The organism is Pontivivens marinum (assembly GCF_900231835.1).
Taxonomy (GTDB): Bacteria; Pseudomonadota; Alphaproteobacteria; order Rhodobacterales; family Rhodobacteraceae; genus Pontivivens; species Pontivivens marinum.
In genome coordinates this window covers 642,794-656,456 of sequence record NZ_OCTN01000001.1, presented here as the reverse complement: position 1 = coordinate 656,456, position 13,663 = coordinate 642,794, and the positions used below count along the sequence as shown (strand labels likewise).

The 13,663-nt window shown below is 59.6% G+C and carries 18 protein-coding genes; 10 read left to right on the top strand and 8 right to left on the bottom strand.

All coding sequences use genetic code 11. The features are described from left to right. The first annotated feature begins 3 nt into the window (after nucleotides 1–3). The 5 genes from CR254_RS03290 to CR254_RS03270 all read left to right on the top strand — a co-directional run bounded on the left by CR254_RS03290 (nucleotide 4) and on the right by CR254_RS03270 (nucleotide 3,288). Nucleotides 4–963: a heme o synthase gene (locus CR254_RS03290; RefSeq protein WP_097928370.1), complete on the top strand. Its 960-nt coding sequence runs from the start codon at nucleotides 4–6 to the stop codon at nucleotides 961–963. 12 nt (nucleotides 964–975) lie between these two features. Further along, the gene (locus tag CR254_RS03285; protein WP_097928369.1) at nucleotides 976–1,170 is read left to right on the top strand and encodes a cytochrome c oxidase system small membrane protein; all 195 of its coding nucleotides are present in this window, start codon (nucleotides 976–978) and stop codon (nucleotides 1,168–1,170) included. Further along, complete coding sequence (locus CR254_RS03280; RefSeq protein ID WP_097928368.1) at nucleotides 1,167–1,736, top strand: cytochrome c oxidase assembly protein; 570 nt, start codon at nucleotides 1,167–1,169, stop codon at nucleotides 1,734–1,736. Before CR254_RS03285 ends, CR254_RS03280 begins: the two co-directional genes overlap by 4 nt. A 1-nt stretch (nucleotide 1,737) precedes the next feature. Then, the gene (locus tag CR254_RS03275; protein WP_097928367.1) at nucleotides 1,738–2,544 is read left to right on the top strand and encodes a cytochrome c oxidase subunit 3; all 807 of its coding nucleotides are present in this window, start codon (nucleotides 1,738–1,740) and stop codon (nucleotides 2,542–2,544) included. A gap of 81 nt (nucleotides 2,545–2,625) precedes the next feature. Then, nucleotides 2,626–3,288, top strand: a complete 663-nt coding sequence (locus CR254_RS03270; RefSeq protein WP_097928366.1) for an SURF1 family protein — start codon at nucleotides 2,626–2,628, stop codon at nucleotides 3,286–3,288. 65 nt (nucleotides 3,289–3,353) lie between these two features. Here CR254_RS03270 and speB read toward each other — a convergent pair whose 3' ends face one another. Continuing rightward, nucleotides 3,354–4,328, bottom strand: a complete 975-nt coding sequence (speB, locus tag CR254_RS03265; protein WP_097928365.1) for an agmatinase — start codon at nucleotides 4,326–4,328, stop codon at nucleotides 3,354–3,356. 93 nt (nucleotides 4,329–4,421) lie between these two features. Between speB and CR254_RS03260 the strand changes: the two genes are divergently transcribed. Next, a complete protein-coding gene (locus CR254_RS03260) occupies nucleotides 4,422–5,156 on the top strand; it encodes an SDR family oxidoreductase (protein ID WP_097928364.1) in 735 nt (244 codons plus the stop codon). Here CR254_RS03260 and CR254_RS03255 read toward each other — a convergent pair. From CR254_RS03255 to CR254_RS03240, 4 genes are read right to left on the bottom strand one after another with little or no spacing between them, the layout of a single operon-like run. Further along, nucleotides 5,153–5,593, bottom strand: a complete 441-nt coding sequence (locus tag CR254_RS03255) for a MarR family winged helix-turn-helix transcriptional regulator (RefSeq protein ID WP_097928363.1) — start codon at nucleotides 5,591–5,593, stop codon at nucleotides 5,153–5,155. The two genes, CR254_RS03260 and CR254_RS03255, sit on opposite strands and share 4 nt — an antisense overlap. Then, nucleotides 5,590–6,417, bottom strand: a complete 828-nt coding sequence (locus tag CR254_RS03250) for a carbon-nitrogen hydrolase family protein (RefSeq protein WP_097928880.1) — start codon at nucleotides 6,415–6,417, stop codon at nucleotides 5,590–5,592. The genes CR254_RS03255 and CR254_RS03250 overlap by 4 nt, the downstream gene beginning before the upstream one ends. A 5-nt stretch (nucleotides 6,418–6,422) precedes the next feature. Next, nucleotides 6,423–6,677, bottom strand: coding sequence for a glutaredoxin 3 (grxC, locus tag CR254_RS03245; RefSeq protein WP_097928362.1), 255 nt, complete (start codon nucleotides 6,675–6,677; stop codon nucleotides 6,423–6,425). Between the two features lie 35 nt (nucleotides 6,678–6,712). Then, on the bottom strand, nucleotides 6,713–7,417 hold the full coding sequence (locus tag CR254_RS03240) for a ComF family protein (protein ID WP_097928361.1): 705 nt from the start codon (nucleotides 7,415–7,417) through the stop codon (nucleotides 6,713–6,715). A gap of 40 nt (nucleotides 7,418–7,457) precedes the next feature. Here CR254_RS03240 and CR254_RS03235 point away from each other — a divergent pair, with 40 nt between their 5' ends. The 3 genes from CR254_RS03235 to hemH all read left to right on the top strand — a co-directional run bounded on the left by CR254_RS03235 (nucleotide 7,458) and on the right by hemH (nucleotide 10,286). Continuing rightward, entirely contained in the window at nucleotides 7,458–8,282 is an 825-nt protein-coding gene (locus CR254_RS03235; RefSeq protein WP_425440232.1) for a methyltransferase domain-containing protein, read from the top strand. 51 nt (nucleotides 8,283–8,333) lie between these two features. After that, nucleotides 8,334–9,107: a methyltransferase domain-containing protein gene (locus CR254_RS03230; RefSeq protein WP_097928360.1), complete on the top strand. Its 774-nt coding sequence runs from the start codon at nucleotides 8,334–8,336 to the stop codon at nucleotides 9,105–9,107. Nucleotides 9,108–9,203: 96 nt separating this feature from the next. Next, nucleotides 9,204–10,286 (top strand): ferrochelatase, encoded by a 1,083-nt coding sequence (gene hemH, locus CR254_RS03225; RefSeq protein WP_097928359.1) that lies wholly within the window; start codon nucleotides 9,204–9,206, stop codon nucleotides 10,284–10,286. An 83-nt stretch (nucleotides 10,287–10,369) separates the two neighbouring features. On the opposite strand, the gene CR254_RS18280 is transcribed toward hemH, so the two are convergent. Continuing rightward, complete coding sequence (locus tag CR254_RS18280; RefSeq protein ID WP_281252970.1) at nucleotides 10,370–10,495, bottom strand: hypothetical protein; 126 nt, start codon at nucleotides 10,493–10,495, stop codon at nucleotides 10,370–10,372. Between the two features lie 253 nt (nucleotides 10,496–10,748). On the opposite strand from CR254_RS18280, the gene CR254_RS03220 reads away from it, so the two are divergent. Beyond that, a complete protein-coding gene (locus CR254_RS03220; RefSeq protein WP_245851368.1) occupies nucleotides 10,749–11,978 on the top strand; it encodes an aminotransferase-like domain-containing protein in 1,230 nt (409 codons plus the stop codon). Here the strand turns inward: CR254_RS03220 and CR254_RS03215 are convergent. Both CR254_RS03215 and argJ read right to left on the bottom strand, forming a co-directional pair. Beyond that, entirely contained in the window at nucleotides 11,975–12,373 is a 399-nt protein-coding gene (locus tag CR254_RS03215) for a (deoxy)nucleoside triphosphate pyrophosphohydrolase (protein WP_097928358.1), read from the bottom strand. The two genes, CR254_RS03220 and CR254_RS03215, sit on opposite strands and share 4 nt — an antisense overlap. Then, nucleotides 12,370–13,647 carry a bifunctional glutamate N-acetyltransferase/amino-acid acetyltransferase ArgJ gene (gene argJ, locus CR254_RS03210; RefSeq protein WP_097928357.1) on the bottom strand — a complete coding sequence of 426 codons (1,278 nt, stop codon included), beginning with the start codon at nucleotides 13,645–13,647 and terminating at the stop codon, nucleotides 12,370–12,372. The genes CR254_RS03215 and argJ overlap by 4 nt, the downstream gene beginning before the upstream one ends. Between the last annotated feature and the right edge of the window lie 16 nt (nucleotides 13,648–13,663).

Sequence of the window (13,663 nt, the reverse complement as noted above, 5' to 3'; positions counted from 1 at the left end):
GCGATGACCGATATGACGATTGATGTTGAAAAGGTCGGACCAGCCGAGGCGCAGGTGAAGGATTACTTCGCCTTGATGAAGCCGCGCGTGATGTCGCTGGTTGTTCTGACTGCCGCAATCGGCATGTTTGCCGCCCCTAACGGCGTGCATCCGATTATCGCATTCGCAACAATCCTGTGCATCGCTATCGGTGCTGGCGCGTCCGGCGCGCTGAACATGTGGTGGGACGCGGATATCGACGCCGTGATGAAGCGGACAGTGAACCGCCCCCTGCCATCCGGTGCAGTGGAGCCGGGTGAGGCGCTGGCCATCGGTCTGACTTTGTCGATCATGTCCGTGCTGATGCTGAGCATTTTCGGCAATATCTTCGCCGCAGCTTTCCTAGCATTCACCATCTTCTTTTACGTCGTCATCTATTCGATGTGGCTGAAGCGCTCGACGCCGCAGAATATCGTGATCGGCGGTGCTGCCGGTGCGTTCCCCCCGATGATCGGGTGGGCTGTGGCGACCGGTGGAATCAGTCTGGAATCAGTGCTGATGTTCGCGTTGATCTTCCTGTGGACCCCACCGCATTTCTGGGCGCTGGCGATTTTCCGGAATGAGGATTACGTCAAGGCAGGCGTTCCTATGCTGCCCGTCGTGGCGGGGGATCGTGCGACGCGAAACCAGATTTTGATCTACACCTTGCTACTGTTCCCGGTGGCGATCGTGCTGGCCTTTACCCCCATCGGTGGACCCGTCTATTTCACGGTGGCCTTGGCCTATAATGCACGCTTCGTCTGGGGTGCATATGCGATCTGGAAACGGGATGAGGCATCGGCAACGGCTGATAAGTTCAAGACCGAACTGCGCGTCTTCCTCGAATCCATCGGGTATCTATTTGCATTGTTCATCGCGCTAGGGATCGAGATTATCCTGCGCGCACTGGACCTTAGCTGGTCCGCGTGGCCGGTTCTATTCTGAGGAGAGCGCTCTATGTCTATCGACCAGACTGCGACCCACGAGATTTACGCCCGTCGTAAGGGGCGCAACGTCGCGGTATTGCTGATTTTGCTGGCCTTCGTGACGCTGATTTTCGCTGTGACCATCGTAAAGATGCAAAACGGCGCCAGCATGGAGGCATTCGACCACGCGATCCGTCCCTCTATCCTGCCGCAGGTCAGCGAATGACCCCGCGCAAGACAGCCTTTGGCCTGCTGGGCCTCGTCGTATTAATGGTCGGGATGAGCTTCGCCGCCGTGCCACTATACGATCTGTTCTGCCGCGTCACCGGATATGGCGGCACCACGGCTGAGGGCGCAGGCTCCGAGCGTGTGCTGGAGCAGACTATTTCGGTGCGATTCGATGCTTCCAAAAGCCGCGACATGGCGTGGGAGTTCACTGCGCCTGATGTTCGCGTGATGGATTTGCCGATCGGCCAGACAGGTTTGGCCTTTTACGAGGCGCATAATCCGACGGATCGTGTGATCGCGGGGCAGGCGTCCTATAACGTGACGCCCTATTCCGCCGGTGGATACTTTACCAAGATCGACTGCTTCTGCTTTACCGAACAGGTGCTTCAGCCCGGTCAGACCGTTCAGATGCCCGTGACTTTCTACGTGGACCCTGAAATCCTGACTGATAGCGAAGCGAAGTTTGTGCAGGAGATCACGTTGTCCTATACGTTCTATGAAATCGATATTCCGGTGGATGAGGTTAGCCTCGCCCCCGCACAGCCTGCCGACGAAGAGGGATAAAATGGCCCACGCCAAGAATCACGACTATCACATTCTTCCGCCTAGCTACTGGCCATTTGCGGGCGCTGTCGCGGCGTTCGTCATGCTGTTCGGGGCCGTGTTGTGGATGTCTCCGAACTCGCCACTGCCGCAGCCATGGGTTTTTGCCATTGGTTTCGCTGCTGTTTTGTTCGTCATGTATGGCTGGTGGGCTGACGTTATTGTTGAGTCCAAGGTCGGCGACCACACCCCCGTTGTGCAGATCGGTCTGCGCTATGGCGTGATCCTGTTCATCACCTCCGAGGTTATGTTCTTCTTCGCGTGGTTCTGGAGCTTCTTTAAGCACGCGTTGTATCCATCCTCGGTTGATACGGTTGGCGGTGTTTGGCCCCCGGTCGGCGTTGAGACATTTGACGCATTCCACCTGCCACTGATCAACACATTGATTTTGTTGCTGTCCGGTTCGGCTGCAACATGGGCGCACCACGCAATCGTTCACGACAATGATCGTAAGACGATGGCAAAGGCGCTGTTGATTGCGGTTCTGCTGGGCGCGGTCTTCACTGTGTTTCAGGCATATGAGTACAGCCACGCGGCGTTCGGTTTCTCCGATTCGATCTATGGCGCGAACTTCTTCATGGCGACTGGTTTCCACGGCGTACACGTTCTGATCGGAACCATCTTCCTGCTGGTTTGCTTGGTCCGTGCCCGCGCTGGCGACTTCACATCCGAGCGCCACATCGGGTTCGAGGCAGCCGCATGGTACTGGCACTTCGTTGATGTTGTTTGGCTGTTCCTGTTCGCAGCGGTCTATATCTGGGGCGGCTGAAGCCTTTCCGGACTACCTAATTGACGCCGCGCGGCTGGACTGCGCGGCGTTTTCCGTTTCCGGTTTCCCTGTGAGGCATGCATGAAACGCCATCTCGGTCCTCTTCTCTTTGGTATTATCGGTTGCGCGATCCTGATTTCGCTGGGCGTTTGGCAATTGCAGCGCCTGTCGTGGAAGCAGGATCTGATCGACACGACGGAGCGGATGATGTCTGCCGCCCCTATCGCGTTGCCCTTGGCTCCGACTGAGGAAAATGACGAATATGTACCTGTATTCGTTGAGGGAACCATCCTGAGCGGTGAGCTGCACGCAATCACAACAGCGCGTGGTTCTGGCCCCGGTTTCCGCGTGATTGCCCCGTTTGAAACGACCGATGGCCGACGCATTCTGGTTGATCGCGGCTATGTTGATGAGACGCAGAAAAATGCGACGCGCCCCATTGGCCCTGCTACGCTGAACGGTGTGCTGCATTGGCCGAATGAGCGGACATTCGACACGCCGGCAAATGATCTGGAAAACAACTATTGGTTCGCGCGCGATGTCGCGGAAATGGCCGATGTTCTGGAGGCGGAGCCGGTGATGATTGCGGTAGCCGCCAGCTCAATCGAGGGTGGACCGCAGCCCCTGCCGCTGACGGCGGCGTACCATAATCGACATATGGAATATGTGGTGACGTGGTTCGGGCTGGCCATTGCGTGGGCATTTATGACGGGCGTTTGGATCAACGCCCGCCGTAAGAGTTAACGGCGGAAAGCAAGGCTGCGAAGCGGCTGCTATATGGCTGGCAACGGGCCAGCACGCAGTAAGGGTTAACGGCGGGCGTCAATCGCCTTGGACAACACGCACATCAGCTCGAATATGATGTTCACGCCCAGCCACGCGGTGCCGCCGGATTGGTCAAAGGGCGGTGATACCTCGACCATATCAGCGCCGATCAGGTCTAATCCCTCTAGCATCCGCACGCATTGCTGTGCCTGAAAGCTGTTCGGGCCGCCAACCTCTGGCGTGCCGGTGCCAGGGGCAAATGCGGGGTCGATGAAGTCGATGTCGAAGCTGCAATATGTCAGGCCATCACCGACGACTTCACGGGTTTGGCGCATGACCTCTTTGACGCCGAGGTCAAAGAACTCCTCGATGGTGATGATGCGAACACCGACGGAGCGGCCGAACTCAATATCTTCACCATCATACATCGGGCCGCGAATGCCGATCTGAACGACCCGCTTGGGGTCGAGGATGCCCTCTTCAATCGCGCGACGGAACGGGGTGCCGTGGGTATAGCGGTAGCCGCCGAAATAGGTGTCGTATAGGTCGGTGTGGGCGTCGAAATGCACCATGCCCAACGGCTGCGCATAGGCGGAAGATAGCGCGCGCAGAACGGGTAGTGAGCTGAGGTGATCGCCACCCGCCGTCATGGGCGCGATGCCCTGCGCGGCAACATCCGCGTAGAATTCCGTAATGCGGGTCAGGGTGTCCTGCACATCCACCGGATTGGGGTTCACATCGCCAAGATCAGCGCAATTGCACAGGGCGAACGGATCGATTTTCGAGGCGGGATTCACCCGCCGCATCATCGTGGAATAATCGCGCAACTGGCGCGGACCATGGCGGGGGCCGGGGCGATTGGTGGTGCCTGCATCCCATGGAATGCCGATCAGGCCGATTTCAACATCGGCGCGACGGGCATCATCGGGGGTTAGGTGGGGCAACCGCATAAAGCTGGGCACACCGGCAAAGCGGGGTAGATCCTGCCCTGAGATCGGGTGAAAAAACGGGTCTGACATAGGTAGCCTCGCATTTTGCCGACCTCGCCCCTTGCCGCGCCGGACCTGCTCCGCCACCTTGGCACGGGAAATCGAGGATCGAAAGGAGCTGCCATGCGCAAGGTCGCCGTCATCACCGGGGCGGGCACTGGTTTGGGCCGTGCCGCTGCGGAATCGCTGTCTGCTGAGGGATGGTCACTGGGCCTGATCGGGCGGCGCGAGGAGCCATTATTGCAGGTGGCCGAGGGGCGCGATGCGGTTGTCGCCAGCGCTGATATTGCACAGCCCGCCGATGTGGAGGCAGCTTTTGCCAAGATTATCGCCGCCTATGGCCGCGTTGATTTGCTGTTCAACAATGCCGGACGTGGATCGCCGACGCGGACGATTGACGAAACCTCGCTGGAGGATTGGTTCGGCGTGTTGGGGGCAAACCTGACCGGATCGTTTCTGTGCGCGCGGGCGGCCTTTGCCCAGATGCGGGCGCAGGAGCCGCAGGGCGGGCGGATCATCAATAATGGCTCGATTTCGGCCCATGCGCCGCGCCCCGGATCAGCACCCTATGCTACGACGAAACATGCGATTACCGGCCTGACGCGATCGCTGAGCCTGGACGGGCGGGCGTTCAACATTGCCTGTGGGCAGATCGACATCGGTAATGCGCTGACCGATATGGCGATCCCGATGACGCAGGGTGTGCCGCAGGCCGATGGCTCGATTATGGCGGAGGCGACGATGGACCCCGCCGATGTCGGGCGCGCTGTGGCGCATATGGCCGCGCTGCCGCTGGACACGAATATCCAGACCATGACGATCATGGCGCGTGACATGCCCTTTGTCGGGCGGGGCTAGCTGTTCAGGTGTTGGCGCAGATCGCGCAGGAAGGGTAGGGCCGTGCGGATGCGTTCGCGGCCCATCCCCTCCATCACATCCTCGAAAACCGGTGTGATGCTCTGCACCGCATAATCGCGGGCGGCACGGCCAGCCGGGCTGATGGCGACCCATTTTTTGCGGCCATCGTCCCAGTCGGGGCGAATGTGGACCCAGCCCGCTGCCTCCAGCTTTTGCAAGGTATTGGTCATCGTGCCACGGGTGACGTGGAACACACGGGCCAGTTGAGCAGGCGTTTTTTCGCCCCCCAGACGGGCGAAGTGGTTGAGCACGGAAAACTGGCTCAGCTCCATCCCCTTGGGCAAGGCGCGTTGCAGGCGCGATTGCACCAGTTGTTCCAGCGTGTCGATCTCGCTGAACAGGGCGATTGCCAGTGGGTCTGAGGGTGTTGTGGTCATGTCGGCGAAGGTGCGGCGAATGTCCTTCGGTTGGCAAGAGCGGGAATGGCCTTACGTGCCGTTTCTACCGCGCTTAGGTCCAAATCAGCGGTGATTGTGCAAGGGGCGTCACCGGCCTGCGCGATAATCTTGCCCCAAGGGGAGATAATCAGCGAGTGGCCCCAAGTCGTGCGGCCCGAACCGGGATGGGTGCCGCATTGCGCAGGGGCCAGAACGTAACTGCCGGTTTCAATTGCGCGCGACCGCAGCAGCACCTCCCAATGGGCGCGGCCCGTGGGCACGGTAAAGGCGGCGGGCGCTGTGATGATGCGCGCACCGGCAAGGGCCAGCGCGGCGTATAGCGCGGGGAACCGCATGTCGTAGCAAATGCTCAGCCCCAATGTGGTGCCTGCGGCATTCGCGGTAACGGCCTGCGCACCGGGGGCGAATCCCTCTGATTCGCGGAAAATCGTATCGGCATCCACGTCCACATCGAACATGTGGATTTTGTCGTAATGGGTGATGATCCCGCCATCGGGTCCGATCAGGATGGACCGGTTCAAGAAGCGGTCATTGGCACCGCCCAGTAGTGCCAGTGAGCCGAGCAGTACCGTCACACCGGCCTGCGCCGCGGTTTCGCGGATCAGGGCCAGTGTGGGGTCCGTTTCCTGCGTGTGCAGGACGTTTTGCTGGTGCGCGCGCGACATCGACAGACAGTTTGTAACCTCGGGCGTGGCGATGAATTGCGCACCATCCGCCGCCGCCGCGCGTATTGCATCGGTGGTATAGGCTGCGTTTTGCGACGGATCATCGGTTGAGGTCATCTGGGTGAGAGCGACGCGCAGGGTGCTCACGCCAGCATTCCGTCCAGCTTGCCGGAATGATCCAGTGCGTGCAGTTCATCGCAACCACCAATCGGCGTGCCATCGATAAAGATTTGGGGAACCGTGCGGCCGCCATTGCTGCGCTTGGTCATCTCTGCCCGCTTGGCCGGATCGGTCATGACGTTGAATTCTTTGAAGCTGACATTCTTGCTGGTCAGCAGACGTTTGGCAGCGTGGCAAAAACCGCAGATCGGCGTGGTGTAGATTTCGACTGTTTTCATGGGGGATACTCCTATTCATCCATAGATATAACGCCCTATGGCGCACGCACAACTCGTGCGAGGACGCAGATTGAAACATCTGCCGCTCCCTCGCCTAGAAGTGTACGCGCACAGGCATTCAGCGTGGCGCCTGTGGTCAGCACATCATCCAGCAGAAGGATGCGTTTGCCCGTTACATCATAGCGGCGATGCACGGAAATAGCGCCATCCAAAATTTCGGCGCGCTCGGTCCGTGTGGCACCGTCCAGGCTGCGCGTTAGGCGGGTGCGGCGCAGTAATTGCGGGACGGCATTATCCGGTGCTGCGGCGCGGACCAGCTCAGCCGATTGGTTGTAACGCCGAGTATATAGGCGCGTCCAATGCAGCGGAACGGGCGCGACCATATCCGCCTGTGCGATCAGATCACCGGCGCTGCGGGTGATCCAGCGGGCCAAGGTGGGCGCGATGTCCAGCCGGTCACCATGTTTGAGTTGCAGCACCACGGTCCGCCCTGCCCCGCCATAGATGATTGCTGCACGACCTGCGGACCATGCCGGGGGGTGGCGTTCGCATTCCTCGCAGCGCATGTGCTGTGGCGCGCCGCCGCCCTCAACGGGTGTGCCGCAGAATTTGCATGTGGGGCCGGTGATGAACTCCACATCTGACCAGCAGGCCGCGCACAGGCCGCCCGCAGTTTCGGTTTCCGCAGGGCAGGACAGGCAGCGGGGGGGATAGATCAGATCGCGTATCGCGCGCAGCATGGTATGGCCCCTTTCCACGGGCGGGTTGGGCGCTTAAATGATGGCCATGACTCTATTTGACCGCACCGCCCTGACCCTGCACCGCAAACGCGCAAGCGGTGCATCCTTTCTGCATGAGGCAGCCGCCCATGAACTGTCAGAAAGGCTGCAAGAGGTTAACAGGACGTTTACCAACGCCGTTTTCGTCGGGCCCGAGGCCAAGTTATGGTCACAAATCACCGGCCAAACCGGACGCTGTATCGAGGATAGCCCGACGCTGGACCTAGCGGTGGGTGAGGCGGATCTGATCGTGCACGGATTGGCGCTGCACTGGGCCGAGGACCCTGTCGGGCAATTGGTGCAGATGCGCCGTGCGTTGCGTCCTGACGGAATGCTGGTTGCGGCGCTGTTCGGGGGGCAAACCCTCAACGAATTGCGGACCTCCTTTGCCGAGGCAGAGATCGCGGTTGAGGGTGGGTTAAGCCCCCGTGTTGCCCCCATGGGAGAAATCCGCGATCTGGGCGCGCTGCTGCAACGGGCACAACTGGCACTGCCGGTTGCAGACTCGATTGACCTGAAGGTGGATTATGCTGACCCGCTGGCCCTGATGCGCGATCTGCGTGCGATGGGGGAAACCAACGCGGTTGAGGCGCGCCGCCGCAATTTCCTGCGCCGTGCGACGCTGATGCAGGCTCTGTCCCATTACGCGACGCATTTCGCCCGCGCCGATGGTCGTATCGAGGCGACTTTCGAGGTTGTATTTCTTACCGGTTGGGCCCCTGCGGATACGCAACAGCAACCCCTGCGTCCCGGTTCGGCCAAGACCAGATTGGCCGATGCGCTGCGTGTGCCAGAACAATCAATGGATATGCGTGAGGAGCGCTAGCTCTTTACTACTCTCGTTGCTACGGTGCCGCGATTAAACGGGAGTTATAATATGGCTGGTGGACGCGGTATCTGGGTTAAGGAGTGGCTGCGCGGTACAATACGCGATCCCAAACAGCATCTTCAGGTTCGTAAATCACGCTATTGCCCCTGTTGCCAGCGCACCGGAAAGTTTGTTTCGGCTAAAAAGACCGGACCGGTCGAGTTCCGCTGCCCGTGGTGTGCTTCGCGCCCACGGGATCGGCAAATCGCGCTGTTGTTCGAGCGGATGGACCTCGACCTTGAATCTTTGCGTGTTTTGCATTTCGCCCCTGAATGGTGGTTGTTCCGGCGGCTAAACGGCACGCCCGGTTATGTTGGTGGCGACATCATCCAGCGGCGCAACGCAAATGCGGTGGTGGATGCAACGGCAATCAGCTTTGCCGATCAGAGCTTTGACGTGTTGGTCTGTAACCACGTTTTGGAGCATATCCCCGATGATCGCCTTGCCATGCGCGAGTGCGCCCGCGTGATGACTGACGATGCGATCGCCATCTTTACCGTTCCTACCGAACCCGGTGTCGTGGACACATGGGAGCCGCCCGCCGACATGCCCGTACAGCAGGTCGAGGAGATTTGCGGCTGGGATCACAAGCGTAAATACGGCTATGACATGGCGATCCGACTGGCGGAGCAGGGCCTGCACACCCGTATCGTCGAGATGAACGACGAGGCGCGCGCACAGTGCCGCTTGTTCGAGGAGCCGATCTTCCTATCTGCGCGTGACCCTGCGAAATTCGACAGGCTTGATCTGGGATCGCAAATTTCGCTGCGTGAACTTGCCTAAGAAGTGATCCATGCGACAATACCCCGCGTAGTGATGTGTTGACCGTGCTGCCTGACGGCTTCACATAAGTCAGCTATCAAACATGCGGAGGGCCCGATGCGGGACGAGACAACCAAAACGGCAGTCGATCACCCCGGGACCGGGCGCTTGGCCCGTGCGGATAGCGATCACCCACCAGTGCCACGGGCCAAGGTGGCGGTGATCCTATCCAATTTGGGCACGCCCGATGGCACCGATTACTGGTCGATGCGCCGCTATCTGGGTGAATTTCTGTCCGATCAGCGGGTTATCGATTACTCGCCTTGGTTGTGGCAGCCCCTGTTGCAGTTGATCATCCTGACAAAGCGTCCGTTTTCTTCGGGCAAGGCATATGCTGGTATCTGGAACAACGAGCGGAACGAAAGCCCGCTATTGACCACTACCCGCAGCCAGATGGAGAAGGTCGCGAAGGTCATGCAGGATCGCTATGGCGATGATGTGATCGTTGATTTCTGCATGCGTTACGGCAACCCCTCGACCAAATCGGTGATCGAGAAGGTCAAGGCGCAGGGCGCGGAGAAGATCGTGTTCTTCCCGCTATATCCCCAATATGCCGGCGCCACGACCGGCACTGCCAATGATGAGGCGTTTCGCGCCCTGATGCAGATGAAGTGGCAACCCTATATCCGCACCGTGCCCGCCTATTACGAGCATCCGCTGTATATCAAGGCGCTGGCCCGTTCCGTGCGTGAGGCATATGCCAATGCGGAGCGGAAGCCGGATATCCTCGTCACATCCTATCACGGTGTGCCCAAGCGGTATTTGATGGAGGGCGACCCCTATCATTGCCAATGCCAGAAAACCACGCGCCTATTGCGTGAGGAGCTGGGCTGGGACAAGACGGAAATCATCACCACCTTCCAGTCCAAATTCGGGCCGGAGGAATGGTTGCAGCCTTATACTGTTGAGGAGGTCGCGCGGCTGGCCGAGCAGGGTAAGAAAAGCATTGCGATCATGGCGCCTGCCTTCTCCTCTGACTGCGTTGAGACGCTGGAGGAGATCAACGAGGAGATCAAGGAGAGCTTCGAGCATGCAGGTGGTGAGGCATTTACCTATATTCCGTGCCTGAACGATAGCGACGATCATATCGAAATGATGGACGCTATTTTGCAGCAGGAAATGGCCGGCTGGGTCGGGTAACGAAAGGACCGCGTAACCGCATGTGGCGGTTACGCGGTCCTAAATCTGATGGCCATACCGGCCATTTACGCGCCTATGCGCATTTAGCTGATCGGGAAGCCCTGAAACAGCTTTGATCCGACGCGGATCGAAATCCGGCCATCGGTCAGCTGCTCGACGAAACGTCCCTGTGCAGTGATATATGTGCTGAGCTTGATTGTTCTGAACATTTTCCATTCCCCTAGATTTTTTGACGCGCAATTTTATGCGCTTGGTAATAAAATTGCGTGCAGATGCCCGTGTGTCAAACATCAATTCGCCCGTTGGTTGTGCAGGCTGTCACTATTTTGTTTTAATTTTATCTAATTGCGCGCGAGTGCGCTTGGTACGGCATAATCTTGCGCAGCTTCGGTCGATCTGGGGTGGTCTATTTCAATTTGGTATGCATTGTTGACCTAATCCGACTCACCAATGAGACCGAACATGCAATCAACATCACAAACCGCCCCATGGACCCCCCGTTTTGCCGACCGGATGCAGGGTATGCATGCATCCGAGATCCGCGAATTGCTCAAGGTTATCCAGCAACCCGGCGTCATTTCCTTTGCTGGCGGCATTCCGGACCCTGATCTGTTTCCCAAGACGGAAATCAGGCAGGCCTATGCGGATATTATGAGTGATGATGTTCAGGCCGGAAATGCCCTGCAATATTCGGTCAGTGAGGGGGATCCAGACCTGCGCGCGTGGATCGTGGACCATATGCGTGGCAAGGGCGTTGACTGCACGGTCGATAACATCCTGATCACCAATGGATCGCAGCAGGGGTTGGAGTTTCTGGGAAAGTTGTTCCTGTCGCCCAGCGATACGGCGCTGGTCGCTGCGCCAACCTATCTGGGGGCGCTACAGGCCTTTGCCCCGTCGCAGCCGGTTTTTGATGAGCTGGGGTTGAGCGGGTCAAACCGCACCGCCGCCTCCTATGCTGATGCGGCGGCGCAGGCGGGGGGGCGGACCTCCTTTGCCTATGTTGTGCCTGATTTTGCCAACCCGACGGGTGAGACTCTGGACGTTCAGCAGCGGCAGGATTTGCTGGCCATGGCGGCGGAACTGGACATGCCGGTGATCGAGGACAGCCCCTATTCCGCGCTGCGGTTTGAGGGGGAACACCAGCCGTCCCTGCAATCGTTGGACATCGCGCAATGCGGCGGGATCGAACAGTCGCGGGTGATCTATTGCGGGTCGTTCTCCAAGATTTTCACCCCCGGTCTGCGTGTCGGCTGGATCTGTGCGGCAACGCCGATCATAGCACGTTTGGGATTAATCAAGCAGTCCAGCGATCTGAACAGTCCGGCGATCAACCAGCGGGTCATGCTGCATCTGGCGCGCTCGATCTGGGATGCGCAGGTGGCGAAAACCTGTGCCAGCTATCGTGTGAAGCGTGATCTGATGCTGGAGCTGATGGAGGATACCCTGCCGCAGGGGGCCACATGGTCACGGCCCGAGGGCGGGATGTTTGTCTGGGTGACTTTGCCCGAGGGGATGGACGCCGCTGCGTTGCTGGAAACTGCGGTTGCGGATCACGGCATCGCATTCGTGCCCGGCCATGCCTTTTATGCGGACGGACGGGCGCGCAACACGATGCGGTTGAGCTTCTCACTACCCTCAGCCGACGCGATCCGTGAGGGGATGCGCCGGCTAAAGGCAGCCTTGAGTTAAAGCCAGTCGCGTAGATGGGCCACCAGTGGCACATCGGCGGCGGGCATTGGCAGGTCCTTCATGGCGTCTGAACGGACCCATTTCAGGGCCTGCCCCTCACGCCCCTGCGGGATGCCCTGCCATTTGCGGCAGGCAAATAGCGGCATCAGCAGGTGGAAATCATCGTAGCTGTGGCTGGCAAAGGTCAGCGGCGCGAGGCAACTGGCCCATGTGTCGATGCCCAACTCCTCCTGCAACTCACGTATCAGGGCGACCTCGGGTGTTTCGCCGGGCTCAATTTTGCCCCCCGGAAATTCCCACAGGCCCGCCATGCTCTTCCCCTCGGGCCGCTGTGCCATCAGCACACGGCCATCGGGGTCGATCAGCGCAACAGCGGCGACGAGGACTGTCCTCACGACCGGTAATCCGCGTTGATGGTGATATAGCCGTGGGTCAAATCGCAGGTCCACACGGTGGCCTGACCGCCGCCAATGCCCAGATCGACGTTGATCTCGATGTCCTGCTCCTTCATCAGCGCGGCGCCGTCGGCCTCCTTATAGCTGGGGGAAACCCAGCCATTTTCAGCGACCAGCACATGGCCAAAGCGGATGGATAGGGCGTCACGATCCGCAGGCTCACCCGATTTACCGACGGCCATGACGATGCGGCCCCAATTGGGGTCCTCACCCGCGATGGCGGTTTTCACCAGTGGCGAGTTCGCGATGGATAGGCCAATTGTGTGGGCGGAACTGTCGGAGGCGGCGCCGGTGACATTGATGGCCACGAACTTTGTCGCGCCCTCACCATCGCGCACAACCTGATGGGCGAGGTCGCGCATGATCTCGCCTAGGGCAACGGCGAATTGTTCGGCGCGGGGATCATCGCGGCTGTCGATCCGGTCCATCGCGGCGCGGCCAGTGGCGGCCATTACCAAGCTGTCGGAGGTCGATGTATCGCCGTCCACGGTGATCGCATTAAAAGTGCGGATGTTCAGCTCGGACACGATCTGCTGCAACACAGGCTGCGCGATTGCGGCGTCGGTGAACATATAAACCAGCATCGTGGCCATATCGGGGGCAATCATGCCCGATCCCTTGGCAAAACCCGAGATCGTGACCGGTGCGCCGAGGTCCAGCGTGGTGAACGCGCCCTTTACATAGGTGTCGGTGGTCATGATCGCGGCGGCGGCATCTGCGCCTGCATCAGGGCGCAGGTTTGTGACCAGCTCGTCCAGCTTTGCGGTGATCCGCTCATGCGGCAGGGGTTCGCCGATCACGCCGGTCGATGCGGGGAAAACGTGGTCGGGGGCACAGCCAAGTGCGGCGGCGGTCCGCTCAGCCAAGGTGCGCGTACTGTCAAAGCCGTTCTTGCCGGTGAAGGCGTTGGAGTTGCCGGAGTTCACCAGAATCGCCGCGGGGCCGGTGGACCCGTCGAACTTTGCCAGATGGTCCTGACACATCAGCACAGGCGCGGAGCGGGTGGAGGATTTGGTAAACACACCTGCAATCGACGCACCGGTGCAAATCTCCGCCAGCATCACGTCCAGACGGTTGGCGTATCGAACGCCGGCCATCGTGGCGGACAGGCGCACGCCGTCGATGGCGGGCAGGGTGGTCACACCCGTTGTCGGGGCGAGGGGGCCTGCATTGGCCTTGGGTGTTTGGGGCAGCAGGCGGGTTAGTGTCGTCATAATGTCCTCCCGGACG